This is a genomic window from Agrobacterium salinitolerans (assembly GCF_002008225.1).
GTDB lineage: Bacteria > Pseudomonadota > Alphaproteobacteria > Rhizobiales > Rhizobiaceae > Agrobacterium > Agrobacterium salinitolerans.
In genome coordinates, this window is sequence record NZ_MRDH01000003.1 from 53,817 (window position 1) to 75,320 (window position 21,504).

Here is a 21,504-nt window from a genome sequence, read left to right on the forward strand (position 1 = left end):
CTTTTGAAAGGGCAATTATGCTGATCTGGCTCGTCGAACTGTCGGATAAAATTCAAATCTTCAACCTGTTCCGGTACATCACCTTCCGGGCGGGTGCTGCAATGTTCACCTCTGCGTTGATCGTCTTCCTGTTCGGACCGGCGATCATCAACTCGCTGCGCGTGCGCCAGGGTAAGGGCCAGCCGATCCGCGCCGACGGACCGCAGACGCATTTCAAGAAGGCCGGCACGCCGACCATGGGTGGCTTGATGATCCTCGCCGGCATTCTCGGCGGTTCGCTGCTCTGGGGTGACCTGTCGAATGTCTATGTCGTTGCCGTTCTGATGGTGACGCTCGGTTTCGGCGCCATCGGCTTTTACGACGATTATCTGAAAGTGACGAAGCAGAGCGACAAGGGTTTCTCAGGCAAGGCCCGTCTCGGCATCGAATTCCTGATCGCGGCGATTGCCGTGTTCTTCATGATGAAAATGGCGCTGGCCTCCGCACCGCATGGCGGCACGCTCGGCAGCTCCATCGCCTTTCCTTTCTTCAAGGAATTCGTGATCAATCTCGGTTATTTCTTCGTGCTGTTCGGCGCTTTTGTCATCGTCGGGGCGGGCAATGCGGTGAACCTGACCGATGGTCTCGATGGTCTTGCCATCGTGCCGGTCATGATCGCCGCCGCCACCTTCGGCGTGATCGCCTATCTCGCCGGTAACGCGGTTTTTGCCAATTACCTGCAGATCAATTTCGTGCCTGGCACGGGTGAACTGGCCGTCATCGTCGGCGCGGTCATTGGCGCCGGCCTTGGCTTCCTGTGGTTCAACGCGCCGCCCGCCGCCATTTTCATGGGTGATACGGGTTCTTTGGCGCTTGGCGGTCTCATCGGCTCCATCGCCGTCGCCACCAAACACGAGATCGTCATGGTCATCGTCGGTGGTCTGTTCGTCATGGAAACGCTGTCGGTCATCATCCAGGTCTTTTGGTTCAAGCGCACCGGCAGGCGCGTTTTCCTGATGGCGCCGATCCATCACCATTTCGAGAAAAAAGGCTGGACGGAAAGCCAGGTGGTCATCCGTTTCTGGATCATCTCCGTGGGCCTTGCGCTGCTCGGCCTCGCCACCCTGAAGCTGAGGTGAGCGATGATCCCGGTCACGTCGTTTAGGGGTAAGAAGGTCGCTCTCTTCGGGCTTGGCGGTTCCGGTCTCGTCACCGCGCGGGCGCTGGTAGCCGGCGGTGCTGATGTCGTGGCTTTCGACGACAATCCCGACAGCGTCGCCAAGGCCGAGGCTGAGGGTATTGCGACTGCTGACCTCCACGCGATCGACTGGTCTTCCGTTTCCTCCTTCGTACTGGCGCCGGGCGTGCCCCTGACGCATCCGAAGCCGCACTGGTCGGTAGACCTGGCGAAGGCTGCCGGCGTCGAGATCATTGGCGATATCGAGCTTTTCATCCGTGAGCGGCGCACGCATGCGCCGGATTGCCCTTTCATCGCGATTACCGGCACCAACGGAAAATCGACGACGACGGCGCTGATTGCCCATATTCTCAAGGCTTCGGGCCGCGATACGCAGCTCGGCGGCAATATCGGCACCGCGGTGCTGAGCCTCGATCCGCCGAAGGCACAACGTTTCTACGTGGTGGAATGCTCGTCCTACCAGATCGATCTGGCGCCGACGATCAATCCGACCGTCGGTATCCTGCTCAATCTGACGCCTGATCATCTCGACCGGCACGGTACGATGCAGCACTATGCCGACGTCAAGGAACGGCTGGTTGCCGGCAGTGGCACTGCCATCGTCGGTGTTGACGACAGCTATTCGACGCTGATTGCCGACCGTATCGAACGCGCCGGCGTCAAGGTGGAGCGCATCTCCAAGCGCAATGTCGTTTCCGAAGGTCTCTATGCCGAAGGCAGCCGGATATTCAGGGCGCATGGCGGCACGTCTTCGTTGCTGGTCGATCTTGATGGTATCCAGACCCTGCGCGGCAGCCACAATGCCCAGAATGCAGCGGCAGCGATTGCCGCCTGCCTCGCGGTCGGCGTTTCCGAAGAAGACGTTCGCGCCGGTCTCAAGTCCTTCCCCGGCCTCAAGCACCGCATGCAACCGGTTGGCCGGCGTGGCAATGTGACCTTCGTCAATGACAGCAAAGCCACCAATGCCGATGCGGCAGCACCGGCCTTGTCGAGCTATGAACGCATCTACTGGATTGCGGGCGGTCTGCCGAAGGCCGGCGGTATTGCCAGCCTTGCGCCGCTCTTCCCGCGCATCGCCAAGGCCTATCTGATCGGCGAGGCGGCGGCGGAATTTGCAGCGACGCTCGGCGAAGCGGTGCCGTACGAAATATCCGGCACGCTGGACAAAGCCGTGCAGCATGCGGCGGCGGATGCGGAAAAAGATGCGACAGCCGGCAATATCGTGATGTTGTCCCCGGCTTGCGCAAGCTTCGATCAATATAAGAACTTTGAAATCAGAGGTGATTCGTTTGTCGCGCAGGTTGCGGCGCTCGATGGCATGACGATGCTCGTTCACTCTGGAAAAGGGGGCTGAGGCCATGGTAAGCCGAGTTGATCGCGGTCCGGTCGCGGAATGGTTCTGGACCATCGACCGTTTCTTTCTGGCGGCGTTCATCGCGCTGATGGGCATCGGGCTGATGCTATCCTTTGCGGCGTCGCCTGCGGTTGCCGAGCGCATCGGTCTCAACAGCTTCTTCTTCGTTGAGCGTCAGGCGATGTTCATGGTGCCGTCGCTGGCGATCATGGTCGGCCTTTCCTTCCTGTCACCGCGCCAGGTGCGCCGTGTGGCGGTCATCATGCTGATCGCGTCGCTGCTGATGATGATCTTCGCGCTGTTCTTCGGCATCGAGGTCAAGGGCGCGCGGCGCTGGATTTCCATCGGCACATTCTCGATCCAGCCTTCGGAATTCATGAAGCCGGCCTTCGTCATCGTCTGCGCCTGGCTCTTTGCGGAGCGGGCACGCCACCCGGAAATTCCAGGCAATCTCTTCGCCATCATCACATTCGGCATCGTAGCTGCACTTCTGATCGCCCAGCCGGACTTCGGTCAGACGATCCTGACATCGGTGGTCTGGGGCGGCATGTTCTTCATGGCGGGCGTGCCGTGGTTCTGGATCATCATGCTCGGCGGCCTCGGCGTCGGCGGCATTATTACAGCCTATCTCATGTTGCCGCACGTCGCGGGCCGTATCGACCGATTCTGGACGGGAGAGGGCGACACGTTCCAGGTGGACACGGCGCGCGAAGCGATCATCCGCGGTGACTGGTTCGGTCGCGGACCGGGCGAAGGTATCGTCAAGCGCATCATTCCCGATAGCCATACCGACTTCATCTTCTCGGTGGCGGCGGAAGAGTTCGGCATCGTTTTCTGCATGTTCCTCGTCGCCATCTTTGCCTTCATCGTGCTGCGTGGCCTGTCGCACGCCTTCAAGGAGAAGGACGATTTCTGCCGTTTTGCCGTGGCCGGTCTGGTGCTTCAAATCGGCATGCAGTCGATGATCAATATCGGCGTCAATCTGGAACTGATGCCCGCCAAGGGCATGACGCTGCCGCTAATTTCCTATGGCGGTTCGTCGATGATGGCGATCTGCGTGACCGCCGGTTTCCTTCTGGCGCTGACACGCCACAGACCTGAAAAGCGGGCGCAGGAGCGCAGCTTCTTCCGTGTCGGTTCCGGCGTTCCTGCGGAGTAAACGATCATGAGCAAGGGTATTGTTCTGCTTGCCGCCGGGGGAACCGGCGGCCATGTGTTTCCGGCAGAGGCCTTAGCGCATACGCTGAAGGCGCGCGGTTATCAGGTGCATCTCGTCACTGACAGCCGCGCAGAGCGTTATGCCGGCAAGTTTCCGGCGGATGAAATTCACGTTGTGCCATCGGCCACCATCGGCTCGAAGAACCCGATTTCGGTCGTGCGTTCGCTCTGGAAGCTGTGGGTGGGCCTGCGTGCCGCCCGCCGGCTGGTGACGAAACTGAAGCCGGTCGCGGTTGTCGGTTTCGGCGGTTATCCCACCGTGCCGCCGCTTCTGGCCTCCACCGGACTTGGCGTTCCCTCGATCATTCACGAGCAGAATGCGGTGATGGGCCGCGCCAACAAGGCGCTCGCCGGACGCGTGAAGGCGATTGCCGGCGGTTTCCTGCCGCCCGCCAACGGCCAATATTCCGACAAGACGGTGGCAACAGGCAATCCGGTGCGCCCGGCGGTGCTGGCGGCATCGGAGATACCCTATACGCCCTCACAGACGGGCGAGACCTTCCAGCTTGTGGTTTTCGGCGGCAGCCAGGGCGCGCAGTTCTTTTCCAGCGCCGTTCCGGCCGCGATCTGCCTGATGAAGGATGAGCAGCGCAAACGTATCGTCGTGACCCAGCAGGCGCGCCCCGAAGACAAGGACAGCGTCATCGCCTCCTATCAGAAGCTTGGTGTGAAGGCTGACGTTTCGCCCTTCTTCGGCGACATGGCCTCGCGTATCGGTGAGGCCGATCTCGTCATCAGTCGCTCGGGCGCCTCGACGGTATCGGAGCTTTCGGTGATCGGCCGACCATCGATCCTAGTGCCCTATCCCCATGCGCTGGACCATGATCAGGCGGCGAATGCGGCCGCACTTTCGGCGGCGGGCGGGGCAAGTGTCATCAAGCAGGCGGAATTGTCGCCGCAGAAGCTTTCCAGCCTGTTGTCGTCGGCGCTTTCGGAACCGGATCGTCTTTCGGCAACGGCAGCAGCGGCCAAGGCAACGGGTAAACCGCATGCGGCGGATGTGCTGGCCGATCTGGTGGAGGCGATTGCCGAAGGCCGGTCCGTACAGGAATTCAAGAAGAAGAATGAAGGAGTTGGGGCATGAAGATGCCGAAAGCCATAGGCCTTGTGCATTTCATCGGCATAGGCGGGATCGGCATGAGCGGCATTGCCGAAGTGCTTCACAATCTCGGCCATCGCGTGCAAGGGTCGGATCAGGCCGAAAGCGCCAATGTGCAGCGCCTGCGCGACAAGGGCATCGAGGTTTTTGTCGGTCACACGGCTGACAATATCGGCGATGCCGAGGTGGTGGTCGTTTCCACCGCCATCAAGAAGAACAATCCGGAACTGATCGCGGCGCGTGAAAAGCATCTGCCGATCGTTCGCCGAGCCGAAATGCTGGCCGAGCTGATGCGTTTCCGTAATGCCATCGCCATTGGCGGCACCCATGGCAAGACCACGACCACCTCCATGGTCGCGACGCTGCTGGAAGCCGGCAATCTCGACCCGACAGTCATCAATGGCGGCATCATCAATGCTTACGGCACCAATGCCCGCATGGGCGAGGGTGAGTGGATGGTGGTGGAAGCGGACGAATCCGACGGCACCTTCCTGAAACTTCCCGCCGATGTGGCCGTCATCACCAATATCGATCCGGAACATCTGGATCATTATGGAAATTTCGATGCCGTGCGCGCGGCTTTCCGACAGTTCGTCGAGAACGTGCCGTTCTACGGTTTCGGTGTCATGTGCCTCGATCATCCTGAAGTGCAGGCGCTGGTCGGCCGGATCGAGGACCGTAAGGTCATCACCTACGGCGAAAACCCGCAGGCTGACGTGCGTTTTTCGAATGTGCGCATCGACGGCACGCGCTCGGTGTTCGATGTGGAAATCCGCCGTCGCCGCACCGGTAAGATTTTCTCCTTCAAGGACCTCGTCCTGCCGATGCCCGGCCGCCATAATGTGTCGAATGCGACGGCGGCGATTGCCGTTGCCAATCGTCTCGGCATTTCGGAAGCCGACATCAAGAAGGGCCTTGCCTCCTTCGGCGGCGTCAAGCGGCGCTTCACGCTGACGGGCGAAGCCAATGGGGTGCAGGTTTTTGACGACTACGGTCACCATCCGGTGGAGATCAAAGCTGTGCTGAAGGCGGCGCGGGAGGCGTGCAAGGGCCGTATCATCGCCGTGCACCAGCCGCACCGATACAGCCGCCTTTCCAGCCTTTTCGACGATTTCGCGCATTGTTTTAACGATGCCGACACGATTATCCTTGCTCCGGTCTATGCCGCGGGCGAAGATCCGATCGAGGGCGCAAGCTCGGAAGCGCTGGTTTCGGCCATCAAGGCCGCCGGCCACCGGGACGCCCGTTTTCTCGAGAAACGGGAAGATCTCGCCTCAGTGGTTACAGGCATTGCGAATCCGGGTGATTTCGTGGTTCTCTTGGGGGCTGGAAATATCACGCAATGGGCAGCAGTACTGCCTTCGGAATTGAAGAGCATATCAGGAAAGTCTGAATGAGACAGGTCGATGGGGTTAAATTGCTGGGGAGGCTCGGCGACGGGGTAAAGGAATTGCGGGGACGTCTGACACCGGATGCGCCCATGGACCGCGTGACGTGGTTCAGAGCCGGCGGTCTTGCTGAAGTCATGTTCCAGCCGCACGATACGGACGATCTGATCGCCTTCCTGAAAATTCTGCCGGAAGACGTGCCCTTGACCGTGGTCGGCGTCGGCTCGAACCTTCTGGTGCGTGATGGCGGCATTCCGGGCGTTGTCGTCCGTCTGTCGGCCAAGGGGTTCGGCCAGGTGGAGCTTGCCGGTGAAAACCGCATCAAGGCGGGCGCGATTTGCCCGGACAAGCATATTGCGGCCATGGCCATGGATAATGGCATCGGCGGTTTTCACTTCTATTACGGCATTCCCGGCTCCATCGGCGGTGCGCTACGGATGAATGCGGGCGCAAACGGCGGCGAGACGCGCGAGCGTGTTGTGGAGGTCTATGCGGTCGACCGTCAGGGAAACCAGCATGTGCTTTCCAACGCGGATATGGGCTATAGCTATCGCCATTCCGACGCCGACAAGGACCTGATCTTTACCGGCGCGCTGTTTGAGGGTTATCCGGAAGACAAGGCGAAAATCCGCGCCGATATGGATGCCGTGCGCCACCACCGCGAAACAGTGCAGCCGATCCGCGAACAGACCGGTGGTTCCACCTTCAAGAATCCCGAAGGTCATTCCGCGTGGGAACTGATCGATGAGGCGGGCGGTCGCGGTCTGGTCATCGGCGGCGCGCAGATGTCGTCGCTGCATTGCAATTTCATGATCAATACCGGCCATGCGACCGGTTACGATCTGGAATATCTCGGCGAAACCATCCGCAGGCGCGTGTTCGAGAAGTCTGGCATCCGGCTGGAATGGGAAATCAAGCGCCTCGGCCTCTTCATGCCGGGTCGTGAAGTGGAGCCGTTCCTCGGGGCATAAACCTCGGTGAATACTGCATATTACAAGAAAATTTGCTTTTGATCGACTGTTGCGTGTATCGTAACGGTCGATCAATGTTTTTTACTCTATCTTTTGGGTTAAATACTTGATCGGCCTGGGCGAGGTCTCGGTTTTGAATTTTATATTGTTTTTTTTATTAGGTAATGCTAACGGAAATATGTGATCTAGGTGCCCTTGAGCATGATGTTGGATCTTTGGAAAAAAACGATCGAGATGATGAGTTTTTCGGTCGCGACGCTCGAGGGTCGGCGGCGGCTCCAGCCGATGGAATTCTCCATTCGTATTGCGTGTCTCGTCACGCTCATTGTTATTCTGATGTGCACGGGTGGCCTGACGCTTCTTGCGCAGTTCGGGCTCGTGACCGATCTCTTCAACGGGATCATGTTGGCTGTGACACTTGGCGGGGCTGTGGCGTTTACGGTGACATTGCTGGTCTGCTGGCTGAATGCGAGGGAAGTGCAAATTCTCGTGCAATCCCACGAGCGCTTTCTGCATCTGAGCCATACGGACGCCCTGACTGGCCTCAGCAACCGGCTCGGCCTTTATGCGGCATGTGATAAACTCGGCAGCGACTACTGCGTCGCCTTTCTCGATATCGATCATTTCAAATCGGTGAATGACAGGCACAGCCATCTCGTCGGCGATCTCGTCATTTCAAGTGTTGCGCGCCGGATAAGGGAGCATTTCGATCCTCCAGCGCATGTCGCGCGCCTGGGCGGCGAGGAATTTGTGGTCGTCCAGGAGACCAACCGGCTGGCCTTCCTGCAGATGTGCGAGAGGGTGCGCGCAGCCGTCGCGGCGACGCCGGTGGAGCATCAAGGCCTTCGGATCACGGTGACGATTTCGATTGGTGTCGCTTTTCGCGGCGACGCCGAAATTTTCGACAAGGTCATGCACAATGCCGATCTTGCGCTTTATCGGGCAAAGGATGGCGGACGCAATCGCGTCTGCATGGTGGGCCATGTCGAGCGGCGTCAGTCGGTGGCTTAAGCAGAAATTGACAGACAAAAGCCCGCGAAACGAAGGTTTCGCGGGCTTTTGTCGTTGAGCATCTCAGATCAGACTTCGTCCTTGCGGGACATAAGGATGCAGGCGAGCGTGATGAGCGCCGATACACAGAGATAGTAACCGACATAACCCATGCCGTAATTCACCTGCAGCCATGTGGCGATGTAAGGCGCCAGCGATGCACCGAAAATGCCGGCCATGTTGAAGGTGATGGACGAGCCGGTGTAGCGCACCCGGGTCGGGAAGGGCGCGGCAAGCGCTGTTCCAATCAGGCCGTAGGTCATGCCCATCAGCATCATCGCCAGAGCAGCAAAGACGAAGATCGAGCCTTCGCCACCGGACATCAGGCCGGGCAGCAGGAAGGAGAACAGGCCGATCAGCACCGTCGTGATGATCAGGATTTCACGACGACCGAATTTTTCGGCGAGCTTGCCGGCGATCGGAATGAAGATGCCGAAAACGATGGAACCGAGGATCTGCACTTCCAGCGCGTCGAGGAACGGGATTTTCAGAACCTTGACGTTGTAGGACAGCAGATAGGCGGTGCCGATGTAGAAGAGCACGAAGGTGGCCAGCGCCACGAAGGTGCCGAGCACGAGGCTGCGCTTGTGGTTGCGGAACAGTTCCGCAACCGGCACGGCCACGCGCTCTTCCTTTTCGATTGCCTTCTGGAAGTCGGGCGTTTCGGTGATCGACAGGCGAACCCACATGCCGACCGCGATCAGGATGATCGAGGCGACGAAGGGAATGCGCCAGCCCCAGCTCAAAAGCGCTTCCTGAGACATGAAGTGCAGCAGGATCCAGAACACGCCGGACGAAAGGAACAGGCCAACCGGTGCGCCGAGCTGCGGGAACATGCCGTACCAGCTACGCTTACCCGGAGGTGCGTTTTCCGTGGCGAGCAGGACGGCGCCGCCCCATTCGCCACCGAGGCCGAAACCCTGGCCGAAGCGGCAAAGCGCGAGCAGCAGCGGGGCCAGAACGCCGGCGGTTTCATAGGATGGCAGGAGGCCGATCACGACGGTGGAGACGCCCATCGTGAGTAGAGCGGCGACAAGGGTGGTCTTGCGGCCGACACGGTCGCCATAGTGGCCGAAGACCACTGCGCCCAGCGGGCGGGCGAAAAAGGCGATGGAGAAGGTGGCGAAGGACGCCAGAAGCGCCGTCATCGGGTCACTGTTCGGGAAGAACAAGGTGGGGAACACGAGCACTGCGGCCGTGGCGTAAACGTAGAAGTCGAAAAACTCGATGGTCGTGCCGACCAGACTGGCAGTGAGAACTCGTGCAGGCGAATTTGTCTTTACAACGTTCGAATTGTCAGCCGTCGGCGATACCGTAGATATCGCGTCGGTCATGGTATTGGTTCCATTTTGAATGATTTCAATGTCATGCCTTGGGAGGCGATGACTGCGTTAACGTAATTTTTGTGCTCAGGGAATGCTAAAAAAGAAATAATGCAGATATTGTGATCTATCAGCGCGACACGTGTGGTTATACCTCTCGACGATGCTTTGGCGATTGAGAGACTGATTCAGGCCGCGGTTTTAAAACGCTGAAACGCCAGATAATTTTCCCTAGGGAATAATCCCGTCTGTTAACGTTTCGACCTTGCCTTTATTGCAGAGCAGGCGCCGTGCGGCTGCCGTTTTATTTTCGATCATTGAAAACCTGTATGTTGCAATCCGTGCAACTCTCTGATTCCAAGGAGGGAATCCGGATCGGTGCTGATTCTTTAACGAAACTCGGCACGTTGGACGCGGCGGTTAACGAAAGTAAACGATTCATTAACCTTAATGGCGTTTAACTGATCTCAAGGATCATGTGCCAGAATCACCGTTCGTCAAATCCGGTCGGTTCGGGGCGTGGTTCGTAACGGAGAGTTGGTGTCAGAGGGTTCGATGAGCGGCAAGCACGTAGCTGTTCTTTTGGGTGGATTTTCGTCGGAGCGGCCGGTCAGCCTGTCGTCGGGCAACGCTTGCGCGCAGGCTCTGGAAGACGAGGGCTACAAGGTCACCCGGGTCGATGTGGGGCGCGATATCGCCGCCGTACTCGACGAGCTGCGCCCGGACGTCGCCTTCAATGCACTGCACGGTCCCTTCGGCGAAGACGGCACCATTCAGGGTATCCTCGAATATCTCGCGATTCCCTATACGCATTCCGGCGTGCTGGCTTCCGCGCTCGCCATGGACAAGGCGCAGGCCAAGAAAGTTGCCGCGGCTGCCGGCATCCCGGTGGCTGCCGAGCGCGTCATGAACCGCTTCGATTTCAACAGCGAACATCCGCTTGCGCCGCCCTACGTCGTGAAGCCGGTGCGTGAAGGTTCGAGCTTCGGCGTGGTGATCGTCAAGGAAGACCAGTCGCACCCGCCGCAAATCCTCACCTCGTCGGAATGGCGTTACGGCGATCAGGTCATGGTCGAGCGCTATATTCACGGCCGGGAATTGACCTGCGGTGTACTCGACGGCGAGGCGCTGGGCGTCACCGAAGTGGTGCCGCTCGGTCACAATTTCTATGATTATGATGCGAAATATGCGGCTGGTGGCTCGAAACATGTCATTCCCGCAGAAATTTCACCGAAAATTTACCAAAAAATTCAAACACTGGCGGTTATGGCGCATCGGGCGATCGGATGCCGTGGCGTAAGCCGTTCAGACTTTCGTTACGACGACCGTTTCTCAGAAGATGGCGAAGTTATCTGGCTTGAAGTGAATACGCAGCCGGGCATGACGCCGACCTCCCTGGTGCCGGAAATGGCGGCCCATGCTGGCCGCTCCTTTGGTAACCTTGTCAGCTGGATGGTGGAGGACGCTTCGTGTTTGCGGTGACCGGCAAAAAGTCGACGGCAAAACAGCGCGAGCAATATGCGGCGGCGGCCAATGCCGACGATCGCAGGGTGCTGCCGCGTCCGCTGCGCCGCTTCGTGCGTTTCGGTGTCAGCCTTGCGACCGGACGCATTCACATTCCCGCCCATACCGGCACGATTTCGGCTTTCGCCTTTTACGCGGTGATCGGGCTTTACGGTATGTCGCTCGGTGGCCACACCAATATCGTCACCCAGACGACGACCTCGGCTGCCGGTTTCGCAGTCGAGGATGTGAAGGTCTCGGGCAACCGGCAGACCTCCGAAATCGATGTATTCCAGCTTCTCGGCCTCGACGGCAGCACCTCGCTGATTGCGCTTGATATCGATGCGGCGCGCCGCAAGCTGGTGCAGCTTCCCTGGGTGGAAGATGTCGATATCCGCAAGGTGTATCCCAAGACCGTGGAAGTCCGGCTGAAGGAGCGTCAGGCCTTCGGCATCTGGCAGCACGGAACAGAACTGTCGTTGATCGAAAAAAATGGCAGCGTGATTGCGCCGTTGCGGGATAATAAATTCGCCTCCCTGCCGCTCTTCGTCGGCCGCGACGCGGAAACCGGTGCTGCCGGTTTTGTCGCGCAACTGGCCGACTGGCCGGAAATCCGCAACCGCGTTCGCGCCTATGTCCGCATTGCCGGCCGCCGCTGGGATCTGCATCTCGATAACGGCATCGTCGTTAAGCTGCCGGAAGAAAACCTGCCGCAGGCGCTGCAATTGCTGGCGCGGCTCGATCTCGAGGAAAAGGTGCTGTCGCGCGATGTCGCCGCCGTCGATCTGCGGCTGTCGGACCGCACCACGATCCAGCTGACCGAGGGCGCCGCCGAGCGCCGTCAGGCCGCTGTCGACGCGCGCACCAAGGCTCTCAAGAAGGCGGAGAAGAACACATGAGCTTTTTCGGTTCTTCCCATTTCGGCCTGCCTCGCCTGAAGCCATTGTCTTCCAAGCGCAGCCACATCGTTTCGGTGCTCGACATCGGCTCGACCAAGGTCGTGTGCATGATCGGCCGGCTTACGCCGCGCCAGGAAAGCGAAATCCTGCCGGGTCGCACCCATAAGGTCGAAATCATCGGTATCGGCCATCAGCGCTCGCGCGGCGTAAAGTCCGGCGTGATCGCCGATCTTGACGCGCTCGAAGGCGTGATCCGTCTTTCGGTCGATGCGGCCGAGCGCATGGCGGGGCTTACCGTCGACAGCCTGATCGTCAATGTGTCGGCTGGCCGGCTGGCGAGCGATATCTACACCGCGAGCATCGATCTCGGCGGTCAGGAAGTGGAAGCAAGCGATCTGCGCAAGGTTCTGGTGGCGGCAAGCCAGCAATCCATGCGCCAGGACCGGGCCATCCTGCATTCGCTGCCAACAGGTTATTCTCTGGATGGCGAGCGCGGCATTCGTGATCCGCTCTCCATGTATGGCGATCTTCTAGGTGTCGATATGCATGTGGTGACTGTCGAACGCACGGCGCTGAAGAACCTCGAGCTTTGCGTCAATCGCGCGCATCTTTCGGTCGAGGGCATGGTGGCGACACCCTATGCCAGCGGTCTTGCGGCACTGGTGGATGACGAAGTTGAACTCGGCTGTGCGGCCATCGACATGGGCGGCGGCACCACGACGATCTCGGTTTTCGCCGAAGGCCGGCTCATTCATACCGACGCAATCGGGCTTGGCGGCCATCACGTTACGACAGATCTTGCACGAGGCCTCTCGACACGAATCGAAGATGCGGAGAGACTGAAGGTGGTGCATGGTTCGGCTTTGCTGAATGGCGCGGATGAGCGCGACATGATTTCGATCCCGCCGATTGGCGAAGACGATCGCGATCAACCATCGCAAGTTTCAAGAGCACTTGTTACCCGCATCGTGCGGGCACGTATCGAAGAGACGCTGGAATTGATCCGTGATCGTATCCAGAAGTCCGGCTTCAGCCCGATTGTCGGCAAGCGCGTCGTCCTGACCGGCGGCGCAAGCCAGCTGACGGGTCTGCCGGAAACGGCGCGGCGCATCCTCGCCCGCAACGTTCGTATCGGCCGCCCCATGGGTGTGGCCGGTCTTCCGGTCGCGGCAAAGGGCCCTGCCTTTTCGACGGCGTGCGGACTGATGATCTATCCGCAGGTGGCGGATATCGAAATTCATGCGGCGCAAGGCGGAATGTTCTCGCCGTTCGGCAACGGTAGCGGCCGGATAGCCCGGGTGGGGCAATGGCTGAAAGAGAGTTTTTGAGTGGCCTCGTGGCGCAAGCCGGAGGTTTCAGAGTTGAGTTTCAAGAATCGGCCAGCGGGGCGATGCGGCCAGAGAAAGAAGGAATGTTAAAATGACGATACAGCTGCAGAAGCCTGATATCACAGAGCTGAAGCCACGCATCACCGTCTTCGGTGTCGGCGGTGGCGGTGGTAACGCTGTCAACAACATGATCACGGCCGGCCTCCAGGGCGTCGACTTCGTCGTCGCCAACACGGATGCGCAGGCGCTGACCATGACGAAGGCAGATCGGGTCATTCAGCTCGGCGTCAACGTCACCGAGGGTCTCGGCGCCGGTTCGCAGCCGGAAGTCGGTCGCGCTGCCGCTGAAGAATGCATCGACGAGATCATCGATCACCTGAACGGCACCCATATGTGCTTCGTCACCGCCGGCATGGGCGGCGGCACCGGCACGGGCGCTGCTCCCGTCGTCGCACAGGCTGCCCGCAACAAGGGCATCCTGACGGTCGGCGTCGTTACCAAGCCTTTCCACTTCGAAGGCGGCCGCCGCATGCGTCTTGCCGAACAGGGCATCGAGGAACTGCAGAAGTCCGTCGATACGCTGATCGTCATTCCGAACCAGAACCTCTTCCGTATTGCCAATGACAAGACGACCTTTGCGGACGCCTTCGCCATGGCCGACCAGGTTCTCTATTCCGGCGTTGCCTGCATTACCGACCTGATGGTGAAGGAAGGTCTCATCAACCTCGACTTCGCCGACGTCCGTTCGGTCATGCGCGAGATGGGCCGCGCGATGATGGGCACCGGCGAGGCTTCCGGTCCGGGCCGTGCGATGCAGGCTGCGGAAGCGGCCATCGCCAACCCGCTGCTGGACGAAACCTCGATGAAGGGCGCACAGGGCCTCTTGATCTCCATCACCGGTGGTCGCGATCTTACCCTGTTCGAAGTCGACGAAGCGGCGACCCGTATCCGCGAAGAAGTCGATCCGGATGCGAACATCATCCTCGGCGCAACATTCGACGAAGCGCTGGAAGGTCTCATCCGCGTCTCCGTCGTTGCAACCGGCATTGACCGCGTTGCAGGCGTCGGCGAGCAGAACGTTGCCGAAATGCGCGCCGCAGCCGCCGCTGCAAAGCCGCTTATCCGTCCTTCCGCGGCCGTTGCTCCCGCTCCGGCCGCAGTCCAGCCTGCCGCAGTCTCGCAGGCACCGAAGGCCGTAGACCCGATCGCGCAGACCATCCGTTCGGCAGAAGCCGAAATGGAACGTGAACTCGGTTTCGCCGCACACCAGCAGCCGGCACAGGACTTCCGTCCGCAGAGCAAGCTGTTCGCATCTTCTCCGGCTGAAGCGCCGGCGGCTCTCCGTCCGGTTCAGCAGGCGGCTCCGGCTCCGGTAGCCCAGGCTCCGGCCTATCATGCTCCGGAACAGGTTTCCGCTCCGGCGCCGCGCATGCAGCAGCCGCAGGCGCCCGTCTATCAGGAGCCCGCACCGGTTGCGCGCCAGCCCGAGCCGGTTCGCATGCCGAAGGTCGAAGACTTCCCGCCGGTCGTCAAGGCCGAGATGGAACATCGCACCCATGCCGCTCCTGCCGCCCAGGAAGAGCGTGGCCCGATGGGTCTTCTGAAGCGCATCACCAACTCGCTTGGTCGCCGCGAAGAAGAAGAAGTTCCCTCCGACATGATGGACGCACCGAGCATGGCTCCGCAGCAGCGCCGCGCGCCGCTTTCGCCGGAAGCAAGCCTCTACGCACCGCGTCGTGGCCAGCTTGACGACCACGGCCGCACAACGCCTGCCTCCTCCAGCCATCACGATGACGATCAGCTGGAAATCCCGGCCTTCCTGCGTCGCCAGTCCAACTAAAGGCGATTCCATAATCCCCTTGAAACGCCCGGATCACACGATCCGGGCGTTTTGTTTATTTCACGTTGTTAACACTAAATTAATTCGTATTTTCAACGGCTTGTGCATGTAACAATCCGAAACGAACAGTGATTTGTCGTGGCACCTACATGTGCGTATGTATGAGGCTGGGTAAAGGAACAGATTGACTTTGCCGGTCGTTAAAAGCCGGCTTGAAAACTTTGAACGGCGCTGGCCCAAGCGGCGCGGTTCGCAAAACAAGGCATATTCGCATGACCATCGGACTGCTCGGATTTCAGACAACTATCGCACATGCTGTTCAGCTTAAAGGCATTGGCGTGCATTCCGGCAATCCGGTCTCGATGACGTTCCAGCCCGCAGAAGCTGGAACGGGCATCGTTTTCAATCGCCTTCATGACAATGGCAGCGTTACCGAACTGAAGGCGGTGTCCGCCAATGTCGGTAACACCGATCTTTGCACGGTGCTCGGCCGCTCGCTGACGCAGTCTGTCGCGACGATCGAGCATGTCATGGCCGCCATTTACGCCATGGGCCTCGACAACCTCATCATCGAGGTCGACGGTCCGGAAGTTCCGATCATGGACGGCAGCTCGGCGCCTTTCATCGAGGCGATCGAATCCGTCGGCATCAAGAACCTCGGCGTGAAGCGCCGCTATATCCGCGTCACGAAGCCGGTGCGTATTGATTCGGGCGCTTCCTGGGCGGAATTCCGTCCTTACGACGGTACGCGCTTCGAGGTGGATATCGATTTCGACACGCCGCTGATCGGCAAGCAGTCCTGGAAGGGCGACCTGACGGCGGAAACCTTCAAGAACGAACTGTCGCGTGCCCGTACCTTCGGTTTCATGCGTGACGTGGAGCGCCTGTGGGCCGCCGGTTATGCGCTCGGCTCTTCGCTTGAGAACTCGGTCGTCATTTCCGATGACAACAGCGTCATCAACATGGAAGGCCTGCGTTACGCCAAGGACGAATTCGTCCGTCACAAGACGCTGGACGCCGTGGGCGATCTGGCGCTTGCCGGGGCGCAGTTCATCGGCTGCTACCGCTCCTACCGCGGCGGCCACAAGGTCAATGCGAATGCGCTGAAGGCGCTTTTGAGCGACCGCACGGCCTATGAGATCGTCGAAGCGCCGGCAGCCCGCAACCAGATGGTTCGCGCCCGCGAATTCGTTGCTGTCAACATGCCGGAATTCGCACCCTGGTCTGCTTGAGTTCCTTCGCAGGCTATCAATTGACAGAAAAAGCCGCTCCCTTTGGGGCGGCTTTTTCGTGATGCGAACAAGAAGTTGCGTTATATCGTCTGATATTCATGCGATTGCATGGGTGGATGCCATAAAAATGCGTTAATGCGTCATCATTGCGTTGCCCTGCGGATGCTTTTATGGCTAGAACGCCATTGCAAAGCCGATGCTTATGTATTTGCGCGGGAAGTGGGAACTGTCGAATGAAGCATGTAGGGTCTGGTGCAATGAAGGGTACGATGCGGGGGATCGCCGTTTCGTTGATGTTGGTCGGCGCGAGTGTCGCCATCACGGCCTGCCAGTCCGATCCGGATATCGACATCACCAAGCTCGGCGTCGAGACCGATCCGCCTGACGTTCTGTACAAGCAGGGGCTTGCCAACATGAACGCCGGCAACATGACAGAAGCCTCACGCAAGTTCGAGGCGATCGACAAGCAATATCCGTTCACCGAATGGGGCCAGAAGGCGCTGGTGATGCAGACTTTTATCGCCACACGCACCAACAAGAATGATGTGGCGATTACCACTGGCAGCCGGTTCCTGCGGCAATATCCGCGCGCGAAAGATGCCGCTTATGTTCAGTACATGATCGGCCTTGCCTATTCGAAGCAGATTTCCGATGTCACACAGGACCAGCGCGCAGCACAGCGCACCGTCGAGGCGATGAACAAGGTCGTCAACGACTATCCCGATTCGGAATATGTCGCCGATGCACAGGCCAAGATCCGTTTTGCCCGCGACCAGCTCGCCGGCCGCGAAATGCAGGTCGGCCGTTATTATCTTGAGCGCAAGGAATATCTCGCTGCCGTTTCGCGTTTCCGCATCGTCGTCGAGCAATACCAGAACACCAACCAGATCGAGGAAGCGCTGGCGCGTCTGACCGAAGCCTATTACGCCATGGGCCTGGTGGACGAAGCGCAGACCGCGGCTGCCGTTCTTGGTAACAACTATCCTGACAGCCAATGGTATGCGGATTCCTACAAGCTGCTGAAGGGTCAGGGGCTGGAGCCGCGTGAAAACAAGGGGTCCTGGATTTCGCGCGCCGGCAAGAAGCTCATCGGCGCTTGAGACGGGGCATAGGCCATGCTGGTCCAGCTCTCGATTCGCGATATCGTTCTCATCGAAAGGCTCGACCTCGGTTTCGAGGCGGGCCTTTCCGTGTTGACGGGCGAGACGGGTGCGGGAAAATCCATTCTTCTCGATAGTCTTTCGCTGGCGCTTGGTGGCCGCGGCGATGGCGGCCTTGTGCGGCACGGCGAGGACAAGGGGCAGGTGACGGCCACCTTCGAAGTCCCGAACGATCACCCGACACGGCTTCTCCTGCGCGAGAACGGTCTCGACGACGATGGTGACCTTATTTTTCGTCGTGTGCAATCTGCCGACGGGCGAACCAAGGCCTATGTCAACGATCAGGCCGTGAGCGTGCAAATGATGCGCCAGCTCGGGCAATTGCTGGTCGAAATTCATGGTCAGCATGATGATCGCGCGCTTGTCGATACCGATGCGCACCGCACGCTGCTGGACGCCTTTGCTGGGCTGAGCGATGAGGCTCGCGCTGTTCAGGGCCTATACCGCACCTTTAAGGACGCCGAACGTGCGCTGAAGACGCACCGCGCCAAGGTGGAGGCGGCGGCGCGCGAGGCGGATTACCTTCGCTCGTCCGTCGAGGAACTGGAGACGCTCTCGCCGCGCGACGGCGAAGAGGAGGAGCTGGCCGAGCGCCGGGCGGTGATGCAGAAATCCGAACGCATTGCCGGCGACATCGCGGAGGCCAGCGAGTTCCTGAACGGCAATGCGTCGCCTGTGCCTGTCATCGCGTCGATGATGCGGCGTCTGGAGCGCAAGAGCCACGAAGCGCCGGGATTGCTGGAAGACACCGTACAATTGCTGGATGCCGCGCTGGACAGCCTCTCCAACGCGCAGATGGAAGTGGAGGCGGCCCTGCGCCGCACCGAATTCGATCCGCGTGAGCTGGAGCGGGTGGAGGAGCGGCTGTTCGCGCTGCGTGCTGCCGGGCGCAAATACAATGTCGCCGTACCCGATCTGCCGGCTCTCGCCGAAAAAATGGTGGCCGATCTCGCCGATCTCGATGCCGGCGAAGAAAAGCTCGGCAAGCTTGAGGCCAATCTCGGCGTGGTGAAGGCCGATTTCGACCGTGCCGCGCAATCGCTTTCCGACAAACGCCGCCACGCGGCGGAAGCGCTTTCCAACGCGGTGATGGCAGAACTGCCGGCGCTGAAGCTGGAACGGGCGCGGTTTACCGTCGAGGTGACCTCTGATCCCGAACAAGCGACGGCGGACGGTATCGACACGGTGGAATTCCACGTCCAGACCAATCCGGGCACACGCCCCGGCCCGATCATGAAAGTGGCCTCGGGCGGCGAATTGTCCCGCTTCCTGCTGGCGCTGAAAGTGGCACTGGCGGATCGTGGTTCGGCGCCGACCCTGGTGTTCGACGAAATCGATACGGGCGTTGGCGGCGCGGTGGCGGATGCCATCGGCCAGCGGCTGCGCCGCCTGTCGAAAACCGTGCAGGTCCTGTCCGTCACCCATGCGCCGCAGGTGGCGGCGCGGGCGGCCACTCATCTTCTCATTTCCAAGGGGCCATCCGGCGACGGCAGCGAGCGTATCGCGACGCGCGTGGCCACCATGGAGCCGAAGCACCGCACCGAGGAGATCGCCCGCATGCTGGCCGGCGCATCGGTGACGGACGAGGCTAGGGCTGCGGCGGCTCGCCTGCTGGCGGCCAAGGACTGACGGCTACCCGTTGCCTTGCGCAAGCGGATGCGGCCTGTGAGTCCAACGGCAAAACTGTTTTTAATGTTTGTTATTTCGGCTAAAAGCGTTCGGTAATTCCGAAAAGAGGCCGTCATGTCGCAAGACCAGAAATCCGTCGAAAACCTCACCGAGCTTGAAGCCTCTTCCGAGCTTGCATTTCTGGCGGCCGAGCTTGCGCGGCATGATGCGCTTTACCACGGCAAGGATGCGCCGGAGATTACGGACGCCGAATATGATGCGCTGAAGCGTCGTAATGACGCCATCGAAGCGGCTTTCCCGGCGCTGGTGCGGGCCGACAGCCCGTCGAGAAAAGTCGGCTTCGCGCCGCTTCCGACCTTTGCGCCCATCGTGCATGCGCGGCCGATGCTGTCGCTCGACAATACCTTTTCGGAAGAGGATCTGCGGGATTTCGTCAGTTCCGTCTATCGCTTCCTCGGGCATCTGCCGGACGATTCCATCGCCTTTACCGCCGAGCCGAAGATCGACGGGCTTTCCATGTCGATCCGCTACGAGAACCGCAGGCTGAAGACCGCGGCGACGCGAGGAGACGGCACGACCGGTGAAAATGTCACCGCCAATATCAGGACCATCAAGGAAATTCCGGACGAACTGCCCGCCGATGCGCCCGATGTGGTGGAAGTACGCGGCGAGGTCTATATGGCCAAGAGCGACTTTCTGGCGCTCAATGCCCAGATGGAGGCCGAAGGCAAGCAGACCTATGTGAACCCGCGCAACACGGCATCCGGTTCGCTGCGCCAGCTCGACGCCAATGTCACGGCGAAACGCAAGCTGCGGTTCTTCGCCTATGCGCTGGGCGAGGTTTCGAATGGCGGCCAGCCGGCGCGGCTCGCCGATACGCAATACGGCATTGTTGAGAAGTTCCGCGAGTGGGGTTTCCCGGTCAATCCGTTGATGAAGCGATTCACCTCGGCCCAGCAATTGCTTGAACATTATAACGAAATCGGCGTCGCGCGGCCCGATCTCGATTACGATATCGACGGCGTCGTCTATAAGGTCGACCGACTCGATCTGCAGGAACGGCTTGGTTTCCGCTCGCGCAGCCCGCGCTGGGCCACCGCGCATAAGTTCCCGGCCGAGCAGGCCTTCACCACCGTTGAGAATATCGAGATACAGGTGGGGCGCACTGGCGCCTTGACGCCGGTGGCGCGGCTCACACCGATCACCGTTGGCGGTGTCGTCGTTACCAATGCGACGTTGCACAATGCCGATTATATCGAAGGTATCGGCAATAGCGGCGAGCGCATCCGCCCGGAAGACCACGATATCCGCATCGGAGACACGGTCATTGTGCAGCGCGCCGGCGATGTCATTCCGCAGGTGCTGGATGTGCTTCTGGAAAAGCGTCCGGCTGAGTCGGTGAAATATGCCTTCCCGGAGAAATGCCCCGTCTGTGGCAGCCATGCGGTGCGGGAGCGCAATGAAAAGACCGGCAAGCTCGATTCGGTCACGCGCTGCACCGGCGGTTTCGTCTGCCGGGCGCAGGCGGTGGAGCATCTCAAACATTTCGTTTCGCGCAATGCCTTCGACATTGAGGGGCTTGGCACGAAGCAGATCGATTTCTTCTTCGAAAGCGACGATCCTGCGCTCTCGATCAAGACAGCGCCTGACATTTTCACGCTGAAGGCGCGACAGGAGGCGTCTCATCTGACCAAGCTCGAAAATATCGACGGCTTCGGCAAGGTCAGCGTCAAGAAGCTGTTCGACGCCATCGATGCCCGCCGCGAGATCGATCTGCACCGGCTGATTTTCGCTCTCGGCATCCGTCATGTGGGCGAGACCACGGCGAAGCTTCTGGCGCGCTCTTACAGCACTTATGAGCATTTCGAGGAGGCGATGAAGGCGGCGGCTGATCCTGCAAGTGACGCCTGGGCTGAACTCAACAGCATCGATGGCATCGGCGAGGTGGTGGCGCGCGCCATCATCGAGTTCTACAAAGAGCCGCGCAATCTCGATGTCATCGACAGGCTGATACGGGAGCTTCGCCCGAAGGAGGCCGAAAAGCCCTCGACCGATGGCAGCCCGGTGGCGGGCAAGACTGTGGTCTTCACCGGCTCGCTCGAAAAATTCACCCGTGACGAGGCGAAGGCCCGCGCTGAAAGTCTTGGTGCGAAAGTCGCGGGGTCGGTGTCGAAAAAGACCGATATTCTGGTGGCGGGGCCGGGGGCCGGTTCCAAGCTTGCCAAGGCGACGGAACTGGGCGTGCAGACCATGGACGAGGATGAGTGGCTGGCATTGATCGGCGGTTGAGGTTCCGTCATGGTAATGTTGTTTTTAGCGATTACATGGCCGGTT

16 protein-coding genes are annotated in these 21,504 nt (G+C 59.9%); 15 read left to right on the forward strand and 1 reads right to left on the reverse strand.

Annotation, left to right across the window (positions count from 1 at the left end; translation table 11 throughout):
- The first annotated feature begins 17 nt into the window (after positions 1–17).
- From mraY to BS627_RS02145, 7 genes are all read left to right on the forward strand, one after another.
- Positions 18–1,118, forward strand: coding sequence for a phospho-N-acetylmuramoyl-pentapeptide-transferase (gene mraY, locus BS627_RS02115; protein ID WP_003522196.1), 1,101 nt, complete (start codon positions 18–20; stop codon positions 1,116–1,118).
- A gap of 3 nt (positions 1,119–1,121) precedes the next feature.
- Positions 1,122–2,531 carry a UDP-N-acetylmuramoyl-L-alanine--D-glutamate ligase gene (gene murD, locus BS627_RS02120; RefSeq protein WP_077981672.1) on the forward strand — a complete coding sequence of 470 codons (1,410 nt, stop codon included), beginning with the start codon at positions 1,122–1,124 and terminating at the stop codon, positions 2,529–2,531.
- A 4-nt stretch (positions 2,532–2,535) separates the two neighbouring features.
- Positions 2,536–3,690, forward strand: a complete 1,155-nt coding sequence (ftsW, locus tag BS627_RS02125) for a putative lipid II flippase FtsW (protein ID WP_077981673.1) — start codon at positions 2,536–2,538, stop codon at positions 3,688–3,690.
- A 6-nt stretch (positions 3,691–3,696) separates the two neighbouring features.
- Positions 3,697–4,833, forward strand: coding sequence for an undecaprenyldiphospho-muramoylpentapeptide beta-N-acetylglucosaminyltransferase (gene murG, locus BS627_RS02130; protein ID WP_077981674.1), 1,137 nt, complete (start codon positions 3,697–3,699; stop codon positions 4,831–4,833).
- Entirely contained in the window at positions 4,830–6,245 is a 1,416-nt protein-coding gene (gene murC, locus BS627_RS02135; protein ID WP_077981675.1) for a UDP-N-acetylmuramate--L-alanine ligase, read from the forward strand. Before murG ends, murC begins: the two co-directional genes overlap by 4 nt.
- The gene (gene murB / locus BS627_RS02140) at positions 6,242–7,207 is read left to right on the forward strand and encodes a UDP-N-acetylmuramate dehydrogenase (RefSeq protein ID WP_077981676.1); all 966 of its coding nucleotides are present in this window, start codon (positions 6,242–6,244) and stop codon (positions 7,205–7,207) included. Before murC ends, murB begins: the two co-directional genes overlap by 4 nt.
- A gap of 201 nt (positions 7,208–7,408) precedes the next feature.
- The gene (locus tag BS627_RS02145; protein ID WP_077981677.1) at positions 7,409–8,218 is read left to right on the forward strand and encodes a GGDEF domain-containing protein; all 810 of its coding nucleotides are present in this window, start codon (positions 7,409–7,411) and stop codon (positions 8,216–8,218) included.
- A 68-nt stretch (positions 8,219–8,286) separates the two neighbouring features.
- Here BS627_RS02145 and BS627_RS02150 read toward each other — a convergent pair whose 3' ends face one another.
- Positions 8,287–9,591, reverse strand: coding sequence for an MFS transporter (locus BS627_RS02150; RefSeq protein ID WP_077981678.1), 1,305 nt, complete (start codon positions 9,589–9,591; stop codon positions 8,287–8,289).
- A gap of 543 nt (positions 9,592–10,134) precedes the next feature.
- On the opposite strand from BS627_RS02150, the gene BS627_RS02155 reads away from it, so the two are divergent.
- From BS627_RS02155 to ligA, 8 genes are all read left to right on the forward strand, one after another.
- Positions 10,135–11,061, forward strand: a complete 927-nt coding sequence (locus tag BS627_RS02155) for a D-alanine--D-alanine ligase (RefSeq protein ID WP_077981679.1) — start codon at positions 10,135–10,137, stop codon at positions 11,059–11,061.
- Positions 11,049–11,981 (forward strand): cell division protein FtsQ/DivIB, encoded by a 933-nt coding sequence (locus BS627_RS02160; RefSeq protein ID WP_162520299.1) that lies wholly within the window; start codon positions 11,049–11,051, stop codon positions 11,979–11,981. The genes BS627_RS02155 and BS627_RS02160 overlap by 13 nt, the downstream gene beginning before the upstream one ends.
- Entirely contained in the window at positions 11,978–13,309 is a 1,332-nt protein-coding gene (gene ftsA, locus BS627_RS02165) for a cell division protein FtsA (protein WP_004442783.1), read from the forward strand. Before BS627_RS02160 ends, ftsA begins: the two co-directional genes overlap by 4 nt.
- Positions 13,310–13,400: 91 nt before the next feature.
- The gene (ftsZ, locus tag BS627_RS02170; RefSeq protein ID WP_077981681.1) at positions 13,401–15,149 is read left to right on the forward strand and encodes a cell division protein FtsZ; all 1,749 of its coding nucleotides are present in this window, start codon (positions 13,401–13,403) and stop codon (positions 15,147–15,149) included.
- Positions 15,150–15,421: 272 nt separating this feature from the next.
- The gene (lpxC, locus tag BS627_RS02175) at positions 15,422–16,381 is read left to right on the forward strand and encodes a UDP-3-O-acyl-N-acetylglucosamine deacetylase (RefSeq protein WP_077981682.1); all 960 of its coding nucleotides are present in this window, start codon (positions 15,422–15,424) and stop codon (positions 16,379–16,381) included.
- A gap of 233 nt (positions 16,382–16,614) precedes the next feature.
- The gene (locus tag BS627_RS02180; RefSeq protein ID WP_077981683.1) at positions 16,615–17,481 is read left to right on the forward strand and encodes an outer membrane protein assembly factor BamD; all 867 of its coding nucleotides are present in this window, start codon (positions 16,615–16,617) and stop codon (positions 17,479–17,481) included.
- 15 nt (positions 17,482–17,496) lie between these two features.
- Positions 17,497–19,170 carry a DNA repair protein RecN gene (gene recN / locus BS627_RS02185; RefSeq protein WP_077981684.1) on the forward strand — a complete coding sequence of 558 codons (1,674 nt, stop codon included), beginning with the start codon at positions 17,497–17,499 and terminating at the stop codon, positions 19,168–19,170.
- 114 nt (positions 19,171–19,284) lie between these two features.
- The gene (gene ligA, locus BS627_RS02190) at positions 19,285–21,459 is read left to right on the forward strand and encodes an NAD-dependent DNA ligase LigA (protein WP_077981685.1); all 2,175 of its coding nucleotides are present in this window, start codon (positions 19,285–19,287) and stop codon (positions 21,457–21,459) included.
- Positions 21,460–21,504 lie beyond the last annotated feature (45 nt).